This window comes from Salinibacterium sp. (genome assembly GCF_031364185.1).
In the GTDB taxonomy this organism is placed as follows: domain Bacteria; phylum Actinomycetota; class Actinomycetes; order Actinomycetales; family Microbacteriaceae; genus Rhodoglobus.
The window spans coordinates 22,710-38,003 of sequence record NZ_JANLVV010000298.1; the positions used below are offsets into that span (position 1 = coordinate 22,710).

Below are 15,294 nucleotides of genomic sequence, written 5' to 3' on the forward strand. Positions count from 1 at the left end.
TGTTCGTATCTTGGTAGTCTCCTCCATAACGTCGTGTCGAAGACGGGTTTTATCCACACAACGCCAGTCGCGGGCATCCAATGTCGGCGGGCGAGCGTAGCGTGAAAGACAGTTGTTTCGACTCGAGACGACGCCAGCCTTTGTCGGGAGGCTGGAGCCCTTGTTCCACCGGGTTTCAGCAGAACGACAGCCTATGGGCAGCAACCAACGATGCAGGGAGACGTACATGCCATCAGCAGCAGATCGCGAAAAGTCACTGGAGACCGCGCTCGCACAGATTGATCGCCAGTTCGGCAAGGGCTCGGTCATGCGACTGGGCAGCGATGATCGGGCCCCAGTAGAGGTCATCCCTACTGGATCAATTGCATTGGATGTCGCGCTTGGCATCGGCGGCCTGCCTCGTGGGCGCATCGTCGAGATTTACGGCCCTGAGTCGTCCGGTAAGACCACTCTTACGCTGCACGCTATTGCCAACGCGCAAAAGGCCGGCGGCATCGCCGCTTTCATCGATGCAGAGCATGCTCTCGACCCCGAGTACGCAGCAAAACTCGGTGTTGACATCGATTCCCTCCTTGTCTCCCAGCCCGACACCGGGGAGCAGGCGCTCGAGATTGCCGACATGTTGGTGCGATCCGGGTCCATTGACCTCATCGTTATCGACTCTGTGGCCGCACTCGTGCCGCGCGCAGAAATTGAGGGCGAAATGGGTGATACCCACGTCGGTCTTCAGGCTCGCCTTATGTCGCAGGCTCTGCGCAAGCTGACCGGTGGGTTGAGCCAGACCAACACCACCATGATCTTCATCAACCAGCTACGTGAGAAGATCGGCGTGTTCTTCGGCAGTCCCGAGACCACCGCCGGTGGTAAGGCGCTCAAGTTCTACGCTTCGGTCAGACTCGATATTCGTCGGATCGAAACCCTCAAAGACGGCACCGACGCCGTGGGTAATCGCACCCGCGTCAAGGTGGTCAAGAACAAGATGGCTCCGCCGTTCAAGCAGGCAGAGTTCGACATTCTCTATGGCACCGGAATCTCCCGAGAGGGCAGCCTGATCGACTTCGGTGTCGAGCACGAGATTGTTCGCAAATCGGGCGCCTGGTACACCTATGAGGGCGATCAGCTCGGCCAGGGTAAAGAAAACTCGCGAAAGTTTCTGCTCGAAAATCCGAAGATTGCAAAAGACATCGAGCAAAGGATCATGGTCAAGCTCGGTGTGGGTGCTGAAGCCAAAGCCCAGAAGGCGAAAGAGGCGAAGGCCATCATCGACGCCGCCGTTGCGGCCGAAGCCGCCGAGGCTAAGGCTGCTGCTGGCGGTTCCGGGCCCGTCATGGCAGTGGCAACGGCAGCGCCCACTACGGCAGCGCCCACGAAAGCTTCGGCTGCGAAGCTGAAGATGGCTGTGGGCGAGTAGCTGATGGGTGTCGTCGGCGATGAGCGGATCGCGCCCGTTACATACCTCTTTGGCACTCGACAGGTAACGGAGTCGGATCACGTAGACCCGGGGCAACAGAAAGCGACACGCCCGGCGCGGGCGCCGATGCAGATGCCGATGCAGATGCCGATGGGGGTAACTCCTACGGAGGCTGATGTCAGCGCTGTCGAATCGAGTGCTGTCGAATCGAGTGCTGTCGAACCGAGTGCTGTCGAATCGAGTGCTGTCAAGAAATCTCCTTCCGCTGAGAAGACAACGGGCTCCTTCGACAGGGTGAGCAACGTGAGTATGTACGCCCTGGCGCGCCGAGGCATGTCCTCCCGTGAGATGAGGGACTACCTACTGGGTCGCGAATTCGAGTCCTCGGTGGTCGCCGAAGAGATAGAGAGGCTCGAGGGGGTCGCGCTGCTCGACGATCACGCTCTCGCCGAGACATTGATCCGCACTCTGCAGGCGCGAAAGGGTCTTGGGCGGTCCGCTTTGGTGGCAGAACTTCGTCGACGAAACATCGATCAAGTGGCCATTGAATCGGCGCTCTCCGTATTGGATGATGACGACGAACTCGACCGTGCCACAGTCATTGCCGTCAAGCGTGCAGGACAGCTGCGCTCACTCGATGCCACCACTGCGAAGCGCCGACTCGGAGACTTCCTGATGCGTCGGGGGTATTCGGGCAGTGTGGTCTCCAAAGCCGTACAGCAGGCGCTGGCACCGTCGGGGCCGACCTTCCGCTGACATCCATGTTGCTGACATCCATGTTGCTGACATCTGTCGCTAACAGGGCGGGCCGCCGGTGAATCGGCCAGCGAGAAGGTAGGTGTTCAGCAGTCGTCAGCACTCGTCAAGGCCGCGCATCCTGCAGGCTTAAGATTGTCGTCATGACCGAGCAGGCACTGGCAACGCGCACCTATGAGGTGCGCACCTACGGATGCCAGATGAATGTGCACGACTCCGAGCGGCTGAGTGGGTCGCTCGACGCCGCAGGGTACGTTCAAACCACCGATGGTCATCCGGATATCGTCGTCATCAACACCTGTGCAGTGCGCGAGAACGCGGACAATAAGCTTTACGGCAACCTCGGGATGCTCGCCAGTGTGAAACGCGAGCGTGAGGGGATGCAGATCGCCGTGGGTGGTTGTCTCGCCCAGAAGGACAAAGAGATCATCCTCGAAAAGGCTCCGTGGGTCGATGTCGTGTTTGGCACGCACAACATGGGCTCACTGCCAGCCCTGCTTGAGCGGGCACGGCACAACGGCGAAGCCCAACTCGAGATTCTCGAATCGCTTGACGTGTTCCCTTCCACGTTACCGACTCGCCGAGAATCCACACACAGCGCCTGGGTCTCGATCTCCGTTGGCTGCAACAACACCTGCACATTCTGCATCGTCCCGGCCCTGCGGGGTAAGGAGAAAGACCGTCGCCCCGGAGACATTCTCGCCGAGATCCAGGCCATCGTCGCTGACGGAGCGATCGAAGTAACGCTGCTCGGTCAAAATGTGAATTCATACGGTGTCGAGTTCGGTGATCGTGAAGCGTTCGGGAAGCTTTTGCGGGCCGCCGGTCGCATAGAGGGCCTCGAGCGAATCAGGTTCACGAGCCCTCATCCCGCTGCTTTCACCGACGATGTGATCGACGCTATGGCCCAGACGCCCACGGTCATGCCGCAACTGCACATGCCGCTCCAGTCAGGTTCAGACCGTATCCTCAGGGCAATGCGCCGGTCGTATCGCTCCGATAGGTTCCTCGGAATCCTTGACCGGGTGCGGGCGAAGATCCCCGACGCCGCGATCACCACAGACATCATCGTGGGCTTCCCCGGTGAGACCGAGGAGGACTTCCAGGAGACGCTGCGCGTTGTTGAGCGAGCCAGGTTCGCGTCGGCCTACACGTTCCAATATTCAATCCGCGAGGGCACTCCTGCGGCAACGATGGAAGACCAGGTGCCGAAGGCGGTGGTGCAGGAGCGGTTCGAGCGCCTCGCCAATCTTCAGGACAGCATCTGTCGCGAGGAGAACCAGAAGCAGGTCGGTCGACGCGTCGAGGTGCTTGTGACGGCAAGCGAGGGCCGTAAGCAGAGCGAAACGCACAGGCTGTCCGGTCGCGCCGAAGATTCGCGGCTCGTGCACTTCGACATCCCGATCGGTAGCACAGTTCCGCGGCCGGGTGACGTAGTCAGCGTCGAGATCACGCATGCCGCCTCGTTTCATCTGGTGGCTGACTCCATTGATGGCGCGCCCCTGATGGTGCGTCGCACCAGCGCGGGGGATGCCTGGGATCGCGCCGCCGCCGCATCATGCGGCGTCCCCCCGGTGCAGGGCCTCGCCGCAGAACCGGGGAGGGTCTCCCTGGGCCTGCCGACACTGCGAGTCGGCCCGCGGGCAATCGACACCGGCATCAGGTACGACGCCGAAGACGGCCTCAGGTAAACCGTGTCACAGCTCGTCGTGATTGTCGGAGCGACGGGAACCGGCAAGTCCGAGCTGTCTCTGGAACTCGCGACGGCTATCGCTGATGCCGGCGGAGCTGCCGAGATCGTCAGCGCCGACGCGATGCAGCTGTACCGAGGTATGGATGTCGGCACCGCGAAGGTGGGAGTGGGCGAACGCCGCGGCATCCCCCATCACATGCTCGACGTTCTTGATCCGACGCAGGAGGCCAGCGTCGCCGACTATCAGGCCGACACGCGGGCGGTAATCGAGAACATCGAGACGCGCGGCGCTACACCAATCCTGGTGGGTGGCTCAGGGCTCTACGTGTCAAGTGTGATCCAGGATTTCCGGTTTCCGGGCACCGACGCCGTGATTAGGGCGAGGCTCGAGTCGGAGCTACTGGCTCAGGGGTCTCGCATGCTGCACAGCAGGCTCCGCAGCGTCGACGCCGACGCTGCGGCGGCCATCGGTCCCCATAATGGCAGACGGTTGGTGAGAGCTCTCGAGGTCATCGAGATGACGGGGGAGCCCTTCGGGTCGGGCCTTCCCGAGGAGTCCCTTCCCTGGCGTGAGGCCGTCATCATCGGTCTGCAGGCACCCCGAGAGCAACTAGTGCGACGCCTGGATGCGCGGGTGAACTCGATGTGGACCGGAGGGATTCTCGAGGAGGCAGCGGCGCTGACGGAGTCAGGGCTGGGTGTGACGGCGAGTCGCGCGATCGGATACGCGCAGGCTTTCGCGCAACTCGCGGGGTCGCTGGCACAGAGTGCGGCGATTGAGCAGACCGCGGCGCTCACCCGCCGCTATGCCCGCCGACAGGTTGGCTGGTTCCGCCGCTATCGTGGTGCCCAGTGGCTGGAATACGACGATCCTGGGCGGCACGCGACCGCGTTCGAGCGTGCCGTAGGACAGTATTAGGGCATGGCAACACTCCACTTCACCAAGGGTCACGGCACTGGCAATGACTTCGTGCTCTTCGCGGATCCCGCAGGGGAAGTCGATCTCACCGAAGACCAGGTCGCTGCGATTTGCGATAGGCACTTCGGTGTCGGTGCCGACGGCATCCTCCGCGCGGTGCTTTCTCGCAATATCGCGGAGGGAGCCGCGGCTCTCGCCGAGGATGCTGATGCCGAATGGTTCATGGACTATCGCAATGCCGACGGATCGGTCGCCGAGATGTGCGGCAACGGCATCCGTGTATTCAGTCGCTTTCTCATCGACAATGCTCTGGCCAGACTCGAACCCGGCGAGACGCTTCCGATCGGCACCCGCAGCGGCGTGCGTGACGTGCAGCGTAATGCCGCGGGTTTCCAGGCCGATTTGGGTCGTTGGCGCCTCAGTGCTGGTGAGCCCCTGGTGCGAGCCAAGGAGCTCCCCGTTGCGCGACCGGGTCTCGGCATTACCGTGGGCAACCCCCATGTTGTCGTAGCTCTCGCCAGCGTCGAAGAACTCGAATCGGCGGATCTGGCCTACAGCCCCGTGATCGAACCAGAGCAGCCCGACGGCGCTAATGTCGAGTTCGTCGTGGCGGCCGAGCCGATGGTGAAAGACGGTGTCGGGCACATCAGGATGCGCGTGCACGAGCGCGGCAGCGGCGAAACACTCTCGTGCGGCACAGGAGCGGTCGCGGCGGCACTGGCTACTCGCTACTGGGCCGGTGCCGGTGCGCCTAATCAATGGAAAGTTGACGTTCCTGGCGGCACCGTCGGCGTGCGGATGTTTCCCACCGAAGATGGCGAACATGTGTCGCTCAGCGGCCCTGCCGAGTTGGTGTTTGTGGGGGAGCTTGAGGTGTGATGGCTATCGGCGACGTGCTCTCAGCACTCGATAACCCTTGCTGGTTGTGGCACGCACAAAGCTGAACTCCTCGGGGAAGCTCGATTGCAGCCAGCGGTGAAGCGAATCCGATCCGAGATTGCGTTGCACGACCAGCCAGGCATCACATTCACTGTCGAGCTTTGGCAACCAGAGTTGAAGCATCCCGTGCAACTCGTTCTTGCCCACGCGGATTGGGGGATTCGACCATATCGTCATGAATCTCACCTCATCGGGAATCATTTCCGGTGTTACCGCCTTGATATTTTCTATGGACATTTTTTCAGCGTTAGCCCGCACCAGGTCCAGTGCGCGCTCGTTGACGTCCACGGCCCACACTGTCGCATGAGGTGACTCAAGCGCGAGTGTGAGAGCGATAGGCCCCCAACCGCAGCCAAGATCAAGCAGGTTCCCGCCGGGAGGCGCAGCGGGCACGCTCGACAACAGAACCTGCGTCCCGGTGTCAATCCGTTCGGGGCTGAACACACCGTTAGAGGTGACCAGCTCGACTTCCCGACCCGACAACCGTGCGCGAATGGTGCGCGGCTTGAGCTCGCTCTCCGGCACAGGGGAGAAGTAGTGCTCACTGTTCATGGAGAGAAACTTACCGAAGACTACGAAAGTAGGGTTAACCCAATGAATGAATCTTCCACCGGCGACGCCGCACGGCACGCCACAGATCACAACGCGGTCTCAGCCCAGACCGCGGGCACAGGAGCCAGTGCGATCGACCGGGTGCTCGCCAGCGAAGGCGCGCGCTCTGCCGGCTACACACTCTTCGGTTCGGCAACCGCGCAGGCGCTGCAGAGCGATAACGTCTACGAGGGTGATCGTGACGGCGACCAGTTCGATCGAGAAGACCGCCAGGCGCTTCGGCGCGTGGCCGGCTTGTCGACCGAACTGCAGGATGTCACCGAAGTCGAATACCGCCAGCTTCGGATCGAGAATGTCGTGCTCATTGGCATCTACCATCAGGGCAACCTGCAGGAGGCCGAGAACTCGCTACGCGAACTGTTCGCACTGGCAGAGACCGCCGGCGCGGTCGTGCTCGACGGACTGCTTCAGAAACGTGCCAACCCTGACCCGAGCACCTTTTTCGGTAAAGGCAAAGCCCAGGAGCTTCGGGATGTCGTCTCCGCGACCGGAGCAGACACCGTGATCGCAGATACGGAGCTTGCCCCCAGCCAGCGTCGCTCTCTCGAGGACATCGTCGGGGTGAAGGTGATCGACCGCACCGCGGTCATTCTCGACATCTTCAGTCAGCACGCCACGAGTAGGGAGGGTAAGGCGCAGGTCGAACTCGCCCAACTTGAGTATCTGCTTCCGCGACTGCGCGGGTGGGGTGAGTCGATGTCGCGCCAGGCCGGCGGCCAGGTTGGTGGTGCTGGTGCCGGTATGGGAAGCCGTGGACCGGGTGAGACCAAGATCGAGCTGGACCGCCGCCGCATCCACACCCGTATGTCGCGACTGCGCAAGCAGATCAAAGGTTTTGCGCCGGCTCGAGAAGCCAAGCGCGCCAACCGAAACCGTTTCGAGGTGCCGAGCGTTGCCATCACCGGCTACACGAACGCCGGCAAATCGAGCCTGCTCAATCGAATCACCCGCGCTGGCGTGCTGGTAGAGAACGCCCTGTTTGCGACGCTGGATGCCACCGTGCGCAAGTCCACTACGGCCGATGGCCGCCTGTATACGCTGAGCGACACCGTCGGATTCGTGCGGAACCTCCCCCCTCAGTTGGTGGAGGCGTTCCGCTCGACGCTGGAGGAGCTCGGCCAGTCCGACGTCATAGTGCATGTGGTGGATGCGTCGCATCCGGATCCTGGTGCGCAACTTGCGACCGTGCGAAACGTGATCGGTGACATTGGTGCCAGGGACATTCCGGAGATCGTGGTGTTCAATAAGAGCGATCTCGCCGATGATGATCAGAGGCTCCTCATTCGTGGCCTCGAACCGAGTGGTGTTTTCGTCTCGGCCCGCACCGGCGAGGGTGTCGACGAGTTGCTTGCTCGCATTGCCGAGTTACTCCCTGCACCCGAAGTAGAGCTCGTGTTGCTTGTGCCCTATGACCGCGGAGAAGTCATCTCTCGGCTGCATGTGCAGGGCAGGGTGATTTCTACCGAATACCGGGAGGACGGCACTCTGGTGACGGCGATGGTGCATCCCGCGCGCGTGGCAGATCTGCGAGAGTTCGTGGCAAAACAGAATTCGTAACACAAGGAAACGTCCTAGGCATGGTGCCTAGACTTGATCCTGTCCGGCCACCTCGCCGGGCATGAGCGACAGCCGAGCCCGGCACCCGCCCACTCGGAGTACGCCTACCGAAGGGGATCGAGTGACGACATTCTCGTTCGAGTTGTACCCCCCGCGCTCGGCCGGGGCGGAGAGCGCCCTCTACCTGGCACTCCCGCACTTGGTGGCTGCGGGGCCGGAGTTTATTTCGGTCACCTACGGTGCCAACGGCAGCTCACGCGAGCCGTCCCTCAGCGTGCTCGGCAGGATCCTCGAGGGAACCAGTGTGCAGGCGATGGCTCACCTGACCTGTGTCGGCTCATCGTATTCAGAGGCCAGCCAGTTGATCCGGCAGTTCCTGGACGCAGGAATCACGAGCTTTCTCGCCCTGAGGGGCGATCCTCCCGTCGGCGCGTCAGAGGCCGACAGTTTCCTGGGAGATCTCGGCAGTGCCGGCGAACTCGTCCAGCTCATCCACCGAGTCCAAGCTGAGCGCGAGCAGTTCGCGGTTCATGAGGTGCCGGGTTTCCCCGGAGCGAAGCGCATTGCCCGCGGCCGGAAGGTGACGATAGCGGTCGCGGCCTTCCCTAACGGGCATCCACGATCCCGGTCCGTCTCGCAGGATCTCGACACCCTCCTCGCCAAGGAGGCCGCCGGCGCAAACCTCGCGATTACCCAGCTTTTCTTTCACGCTGACCACTACCTCGGATTTGTCGAGCAGGCCAGGGCGGCCGGCGTGACGATGCGCATCTTGCCGGGGATCATGCCCGTTCTGAGCGTGCAACGCCTCGCTCGCATCCTCGAACTGACCGAGGAAGCGACTCCGGTCGACCTTGAACGCCGCCTCTCGGCGGCGACCGATGAAGCCGACCAGTGGCGCATCGGTATCGACCACGCAGTGTCTCTCGGCAGCGAGCTCATCGCTGGCGGCGCAACCGGATTACACCTGTATACGTTCAACCAGCACGAGCCCGTTCTCGCGGTTCTCCGCGGCGCAGGGCTGCTCGATCGAGAGAAGGAACACGCATGACGAACCCAGCCGCATTTCCCACTGGAACAATCCTTGGCTACCCCCGAATTGGTCGACGCCGAGAGCTCAAGAAAGCCGTCGAGTCCTTCTGGGCAGGCACGACGACGGCAGAGGAGCTGGAGGCGACCGCAGCCGAACTGCGCAGGATCACTCGCGAGAAGTTACTCTCGCTCGGCCTGGGGCGCACCGATTCCTCCATCCCCGAATCATTCTCCTTCTACGACCAGGTGCTTGATGCAGCAGTCGCTGTGGGGGCCATCCCGACCAGATTCGAGCGGCTCATCAAGTCTGATGGCACCATCGATCTCGGTGGCTACTTCACAATCGCCCGCGGTGAAGGCGCCGACACCCCCGCCGAGATGACCAAGTGGTTTGACAGCAACTACCACTACCTGGTGCCAGAAATTGGGCCGGAGACGAAGCTGCATCTCGCGTCTGACCGTCTCGTGCGTGAGGTTGCCGAGGCCACCGCCAGCGGCTTCCGCACACGCCCCGTGATCGTCGGCCCCGTCACACTGCTGCTGCTCAGCAAGCCCTCCGCAGGCGCCCCCGAGGGCTACCAGCCGCTTGACCGCCTCGGTGACCTGCTTCCGGTCTATGCGGAACTGCTCGCGGCTCTCACTGCCGTGGGATCCGAATGGGTTCAGCTCGATGAGCCAGCCCTCGTAAGCGAGAGCATCGACGTGCCCCGGGAGGCAGTACTTGCCGCCACGAAGCGCGCATACGATGGGCTCGGAGCTGCCGCCATTCGCCCGAGCATCTTCGTAGCCGCGCCCTACGGCTCCCTGGACGACGCACTTCCCGTGCTCGTCGGCACGCCGGTTGAGGCGATCGGAATTGATCTCGTCAAGGGTGACCTGCCCTCCGGCATTTCCACCGATAAGGTGCTCGTGGGAGGCGTGATCGACGGTCACAACATTTGGCGTGGTGACCTCGAGGCCGCACTGGCATCGCTAGATTCGTTGCGAGGACTCTCGCCGAACGTGGCGGTCTCCACGTCCACGAGCCTGTTCCACACTCCGCATGACGTCAACGATGAGCCTCTGCTTGCTGAGCAACTGACGAGCTGGCTGGCCTTCGCCGACCAGAAAGTGGGGCAGGTTGCCACCCTCGCGAAGGCACTGGTCGAGGGCAAAGGCGCCATCCAGGCCGAGCTGGATGCCGCATCCGCTGCTCTGAAGGATCGTCACCAGGCCGCGGGCGTGCGCGATGGTGCCGTGCGCACCCGTGCCGCGGGCCTGACGGACGCGGATTTTTCGCGCGGAGAATATGCGGCGCGACTTGCGGCCCAGGATGCCGCCCTCGGGTTGCCTTTCCTGCCCACCACGACGATCGGGTCGTTTCCGCAGACCGGCGACATCCGCAAGCGGCGCGCGGCGTTCGTCTCCGGTGCCATCTCGGAAGAAACGTATAAGCAGGCCATGCGTGACGAGATCACGCGGGTGGTACAACTCCAGGAGAAGATCGGCCTCGACGTGCTGGTGCACGGTGAGCCCGAGCGCAACGACATGGTGCAGTACTTCGCCGAGCACCTTGACGGCTTCGCGGTTACCCAGAATGGGTGGGTGCAGTCGTATGGGTCTCGCTGCACACGCCCCTCGATCCTGTGGGGCGACGTATCACGCCCGGCGCCGATCACTGTCGAATGGTCGACTTTTACACAGTCGTTGACCGGCAAGCCAGTCAAGGGGATGCTCACCGGGCCGGTCACCATTCTTGCCTGGTCGTTCGTGCGTGACGACCAGCCCCTTCGCGACACCGCGAACCAGGTTGCCCTCGCGCTGCGAGACGAGATTGGAGACCTGGAGAGCGCTGGCATCGGCATCATCCAGGTCGACGAGCCCGCGTTGCGCGAGCTGCTTCCCTTGAAGAAGAGGGATCACGATGATTACCTCGACTGGTCGGTCGGGTCTTTCCGCCTCGCCACAGCCGGAGTCGCCGACCGCACTCAGATCCACACTCACCTGTGTTACTCCGAGTTCGGTGTGGTCATCGACGCGATAAACAGGCTGGATGCCGACGTCACCTCGATCGAGGCGGCCCGATCCAAGATGGAGGTCGTCCCCGATATCAAGTCGAGTGGTTTTGGTCGGGGAATTGGTCCCGGCGTGTACGACATCCATTCCCCTCGCGTGCCCTCGGTCGATGAGGTGAGCGAGCTTATCGAAATCGCCATCGGGTCGATTCCGGAGCGCCAGATCTGGGTCAACCCCGATTGCGGGCTGAAGACACGCGGGTATGACGAGACTGTGGAATCGCTGACGAACATTCTCGCAGCGACCCGCGCCGCACGAGCGAAAGCTGGCGTGTAGCGCCACTGCCGCTCGACTGCACCTAACACACGGCAGTCAGTCGAGCGGCAGTCCGCAGGTCGTACGCACAAAGTCGTACAGGGCGCCGCGCAATTCGACCGACGACGCCAAGTAGAGGTGACCCGCGAAACCGTCAGAGGTCGTGACCGCAACGGGGAAGATGGTTCCTCGCTTATCCTCGGCGATCGCATGCGCGTCGCAACGGTTCGGCGCATACGCGAGGGTTACCGTCGAGGGCGCGTCTGTGCCGACGATCTCACGGTCGATAGCGCTTTCGGCGGCGTCAACGCCGTCAGGGCCCACGGGCGTGAGGAGGGTGGTGCTGGACGCGCTTTCGAGAGTTACTGAGCCACCAGCGCCCGTGGGCGTAAGCACGAGGTCTATTTCGGCGACCGGGCGCCCCGCCACAGTCGAGAGCCGGAGCACCGACGCGCTCCGAATATCGACGACCGATGCGACCGACACGGCGATACAGTCGTCTTCCCGGATGCCCGGAAGCCTCGTCAGCGTGTCGACGGGCTCGGCGACCGCAGTTCCCGCACGACCATTCGCCAACCGGTAGTCAAACTCCACTGTCGCCGCAGTCGGCGCCGCCGCGCAGTCCGCGCCCGGGAGCGGTACCGGAAGGGAAATCGTCGCGCCTGACGGGATAGTCGTTGATGCCCTGGGCCAGAGTGCTACCCCAACGAATTGGCTCGCGCGCAATTCAAGCCGGGTGACAGTGAGCACGCCATCCGTCTCATTGAGGAACGAGACCTCCAGTGTGCGTGCCTCAACATCCGTCCTGTTTTGGTAGACACTCAGCGAGATGCCCTTGGGAACCTCAGCAGACTCCGCAGCCGAGCATCCGGAAAGCAGGACCAGCGTGAGAAGGGCGGTCAAAACGCGGCGCATGATCCGAGCGTATCTCCGCCTACAGCGAGCGCAGCACCGTCACGACCTTGCCGAGTATCTGGGCATAGTCGCCCAGGATCGGCTCGAAGTTCGAATTGCGGGGCAGTAGCCAGGTGTGACCATCTCGCTGTCTGAATACCTTCACCGTGGCCTCGTCGTCAAGCATCGCCGCCACGATGTCTCCGTTCTCTGCAGTGTTCTGCTGCCGCACGACCACCCAATCTCCATCGCAGATCGCGGCGTCGATCATCGATTCGCCCACGACCTTAAGCATGAACAATTCGCCCTTGCCGGTGAGCTGGCGGGGAAGCGGGAATACCTCGTCGATGTGCTGTTCAGCGGTGATGGGGATTCCGGCGGCGATGCGACCGACCAGCGGAACCATCACTGCGTCTCCGATAGAGACCGTACTTTCTGGAGCCATATCGGCACCACCCTCGATGGCAGGGAGGTCTATCAACACCTCCATGGCACGCGGACGGTTGGGGTCACGGCGAAGATATCCACTGAGTTCAAGCTGGTTGAGCTGGTGGGTGACACTCGAGAGCGAGGAGAGGCCGACGGCGTCGCCGATCTCACGCATGCTCGGTGGGTAACCCCGGCCGGACACCGAGCGCTGGATGACATCCAGGATGGCGAGCTGCTTATCGCTCAGGCTCTTTCGGCGGCGTGTGCCGCCGGTGCGGATGTCACCAGTCATGGTCTCCCCATTTCTGTGCCGGTCGACGCAATGTCGGTGGCTCATTCGAAACTGTATCCATAGTGGGGTCCAAAAACAAACACCTGTTCTAGTGTGTCGCAGTCAATTCTGGAAAAATGTTCGAATATCTCCTTGATATTAGAGCTGTTCGAAGGTATGTTCGGAACAGATTTACTAGTCGAAGGGTCCCAGCAGGATTTTTCTCGTGGGTTCGAAAATTTGCTTCGAAAAATCAAACGCTTCGTATCCGGCGCTCCCGGCCGAGAGCCGGATACGAAATTGTGTAAGGAGAGCGTAATGAGCACGCCAATTGCCACGAACGCAGCATGGGCTCGCGCGGAATCCGTGCGCGGAGTGCGGGTGGGCGCGCCGCGCCTGCGGATGACGAAACGAGGTCGCTCCGTACTCAGCGCCCTTATCGCAGCGCCGCTTGTGGTCGGTGCGATGCTGATCGCGCTCAACGGGGGAGAGGCCTCGGCATCTCGAGATAGTTCCGACGTGGCTTTCCAGTACGTCACGGTTGCCTCCGGTGAGTCGCTGTGGCAGTTGGCCAGCGAACTTGCCCCGACTGCCGACCCGCGCGACGTCATCGACCAGATTATTCAGCTCAACGAGCTGGCATCCTCTGATGTGTTTGCGGGCCAGGAGCTGGCCATTCCGGTGCAGTACTCGCAGGACTGATTTTCCAAGAGAGCATCAACGGGAGCGGTGGCAGACACCCGTAGGCTTGGAGCGTGACAGGCCTCTTCGATCTTCCCATTCGCGATGACCTGCGTGGGCTTACCCCCTATGGCGCCCCGCAAGATCATGTGCCCGTACAACTGAATGTCAATGAAAACACTCATCCGATCCCGGAAGAAGTGGCGACGGACATCGTCAAGGCGCTGGCGCAGGCTGTAATGGGCGTGAATCGGTACCCCGATCGCGAGTTTTCCGAACTGAGGGATTCGCTCGCCCACTATCTCGGGCACGGACTTACCCGTGAGAACATCTGGGCCGCGAATGGTTCAAACGAAGTGTTGCAGCAAACCCTCCAGGCGTTCGGCGGCCCCGGGCGCAGTGTGCTTGGATTTCCGCCCACCTACTCGATGCATTCGATCATCGCCCATGGCACCGGAACCCGCTGGATCACGGCGGAGCGTGATTCCGACTATGAAATTTCGCCCGCGACGGTAGTGACGGCGATAGAGCGGGAGCAGCCCGACGTCGTGTTCCTGTGTTCGCCCAACAACCCCACGGGCACTCGACTCGAGCTCGAGACCATCGTCGCGGCCTATGACGCGACTCCGGGCATCCTGCTCATAGACGAGGCCTATGCCGAATTCGCGGAGGGAGACACAGTGCTCACCCTGCTCGAGGGCAGACCGAGACTCCTGGTGTCGCGCACCATGAGCAAGGCCTTCGCATTTGCGGGCGCCAGGCTGGGCTATCTCGCGGCAGACCCGGCCGTCACCGACGCCCTCAGGCTCGTTCGGTTGCCCTATCACCTGTCGGCGCTCACCCAGGCAGCGGGGGTCGCCGCTCTGTCCCATGCCCCCGAGATGCTCGCGATGGTGGACGACATCAAAGCCCAGCGCGATCGCATGATCGCCGTTCTGCCCGGTCTCGGCTACAGCCCCGTGCCGAGCGAGTCCAATTTCGTGCTGTTCGGTGGCGTCGCGGATCCGCACCTCACCTTCGAGGCACTGTTCGAGCAGGGCATTCTGATCCGGGATGTTGGCATTGCGCACCACCTGCGGGTCACAGCGGGCACCGAGCAGGAGACCGAGATATTCCTGGATGCGCTCTCAAGCCTGGTAGGTCACTCGCTGCAACCCACGTCTGGCACGATCGATAGGATCAGGGAATGACCGCACACCGCACGGCCAGCCTGAGCCGGTCGACCAGTGAGTCTAGTATCGAGCTGAGTATCGATCTTGACGGCACCGGCACCTCATCGATCGCTTCGAGCGTGCCGTTCTTCGACCACCTCCTGACCGCACTGTCGAAGCATTCACTGATTGACCTTGATGTCACCGCGACGGGTGACACTCACATCGACGTCCACCACACTGTCGAAGACATCGGCATCACTTTGGGCTCAGCACTCCGGCAGGCATTAGGTGATAAGTCCGGCATTTCGCGCTTTGGCGACGCGCTGGTGCCTCTCGATGAGGCGCTGGTGCAGGCCGTGGTCGATGTCTCGGGCCGGCCGTATCTCGTGCACAGCGGTGAACCCGTCGGTTTCGAGCACCACCTTATCGGCGGCCACTTCACGGGGTCGATGGTCAGACACGTGTTTGAGGCGATCGCGTTTAATGCGGGCCTGACGGTGCACATCACTGTGCTTGCCGGGCGCGACCCCCATCACATCGCGGAAGCCGAGTTCAAGGCATTTGCGCGAGCGCTCAGGGTCGCCATCGAGCCGGATTCCCGGGTCAGCGGCATCCCGTCAACAAAGGGTGCGCTCTGAG

The 15,294-nt window shown here is 62.2% G+C and carries 14 protein-coding genes; 11 read left to right on the forward strand and 3 right to left on the reverse strand.

The genetic code is table 11. The features are described 5' to 3' along the window. Nucleotides 1-226: 226 nt before the first annotated feature. The 5 genes from recA (at nt 227) to dapF (ending at nt 5,658) form a co-directional block, all read left to right on the forward strand. Entirely contained in the window at nt 227-1,411 is a 1,185-nt protein-coding gene (gene recA, locus RMN95_RS13020) for a recombinase RecA (protein WP_309617334.1), read from the forward strand. Nucleotides 1,412-1,549: 138 nt separating this feature from the next. Further along, nucleotides 1,550-2,167, forward strand: a complete 618-nt coding sequence (locus RMN95_RS13025; RefSeq protein WP_309617335.1) for a regulatory protein RecX — start codon at nt 1,550-1,552, stop codon at nt 2,165-2,167. 143 nt (nt 2,168-2,310) lie between these two features. Further along, nucleotides 2,311-3,858 carry a tRNA (N6-isopentenyl adenosine(37)-C2)-methylthiotransferase MiaB gene (gene miaB, locus RMN95_RS13030; RefSeq protein ID WP_309617336.1) on the forward strand — a complete coding sequence of 516 codons (1,548 nt, stop codon included), beginning with the start codon at nt 2,311-2,313 and terminating at the stop codon, nt 3,856-3,858. A gap of 3 nt (nt 3,859-3,861) precedes the next feature. Next, complete coding sequence (miaA, locus tag RMN95_RS13035) at nt 3,862-4,779, forward strand: tRNA (adenosine(37)-N6)-dimethylallyltransferase MiaA (RefSeq protein WP_309617337.1); 918 nt, start codon at nt 3,862-3,864, stop codon at nt 4,777-4,779. A gap of 3 nt (nt 4,780-4,782) precedes the next feature. Continuing rightward, the gene (gene dapF / locus RMN95_RS13040; protein ID WP_309617338.1) at nt 4,783-5,658 is read left to right on the forward strand and encodes a diaminopimelate epimerase; all 876 of its coding nucleotides are present in this window, start codon (nt 4,783-4,785) and stop codon (nt 5,656-5,658) included. Nucleotides 5,659-5,661: 3 nt separating this feature from the next. Here dapF and RMN95_RS13045 read toward each other — a convergent pair whose 3' ends face one another. After that, the gene (locus RMN95_RS13045) at nt 5,662-6,270 is read right to left on the reverse strand and encodes a methyltransferase (protein WP_309617339.1); all 609 of its coding nucleotides are present in this window, start codon (nt 6,268-6,270) and stop codon (nt 5,662-5,664) included. Between the two features lie 42 nt (nt 6,271-6,312). Between RMN95_RS13045 and hflX the strand changes: the two genes are divergently transcribed. The 3 genes from hflX (at nt 6,313) to metE (ending at nt 11,247) form a co-directional block, all read left to right on the forward strand. Then, nucleotides 6,313-7,887 (forward strand): GTPase HflX, encoded by a 1,575-nt coding sequence (hflX, locus tag RMN95_RS13050; protein WP_309617340.1) that lies wholly within the window; start codon nt 6,313-6,315, stop codon nt 7,885-7,887. A 121-nt stretch (nt 7,888-8,008) separates the two neighbouring features. Beyond that, nucleotides 8,009-8,935 carry a methylenetetrahydrofolate reductase gene (locus RMN95_RS13055; protein WP_309617341.1) on the forward strand — a complete coding sequence of 309 codons (927 nt, stop codon included), beginning with the start codon at nt 8,009-8,011 and terminating at the stop codon, nt 8,933-8,935. Then, nucleotides 8,932-11,247, forward strand: coding sequence for a 5-methyltetrahydropteroyltriglutamate--homocysteine S-methyltransferase (metE, locus tag RMN95_RS13060; RefSeq protein WP_309617342.1), 2,316 nt, complete (start codon nt 8,932-8,934; stop codon nt 11,245-11,247). The genes RMN95_RS13055 and metE overlap by 4 nt, the downstream gene beginning before the upstream one ends. A gap of 36 nt (nt 11,248-11,283) precedes the next feature. On the opposite strand, the gene RMN95_RS13065 is transcribed toward metE, so the two are convergent. After that, nucleotides 11,284-12,141: a hypothetical protein gene (locus RMN95_RS13065; protein ID WP_309617343.1), complete on the reverse strand. Its 858-nt coding sequence runs from the start codon at nt 12,139-12,141 to the stop codon at nt 11,284-11,286. A gap of 19 nt (nt 12,142-12,160) precedes the next feature. Next, complete coding sequence (gene lexA / locus RMN95_RS13070) at nt 12,161-12,841, reverse strand: transcriptional repressor LexA (protein WP_309617344.1); 681 nt, start codon at nt 12,839-12,841, stop codon at nt 12,161-12,163. 297 nt (nt 12,842-13,138) lie between these two features. Between lexA and RMN95_RS13075 the strand changes: the two genes are divergently transcribed. The 3 genes from RMN95_RS13075 to hisB are packed head-to-tail and all read left to right on the forward strand — an operon-like array spanning nt 13,139 to nt 15,293. Continuing rightward, a complete protein-coding gene (locus RMN95_RS13075; RefSeq protein ID WP_309617345.1) occupies nt 13,139-13,522 on the forward strand; it encodes a LysM peptidoglycan-binding domain-containing protein in 384 nt (127 codons plus the stop codon). A 53-nt stretch (nt 13,523-13,575) separates the two neighbouring features. Beyond that, nucleotides 13,576-14,691: a histidinol-phosphate transaminase gene (locus RMN95_RS13080; protein WP_309617346.1), complete on the forward strand. Its 1,116-nt coding sequence runs from the start codon at nt 13,576-13,578 to the stop codon at nt 14,689-14,691. Next, on the forward strand, nt 14,688-15,293 hold the full coding sequence (hisB, locus tag RMN95_RS13085; RefSeq protein WP_309617347.1) for an imidazoleglycerol-phosphate dehydratase HisB: 606 nt from the start codon (nt 14,688-14,690) through the stop codon (nt 15,291-15,293). Before RMN95_RS13080 ends, hisB begins: the two co-directional genes overlap by 4 nt. Nucleotide 15,294: the final 1 nt, after the last annotated feature.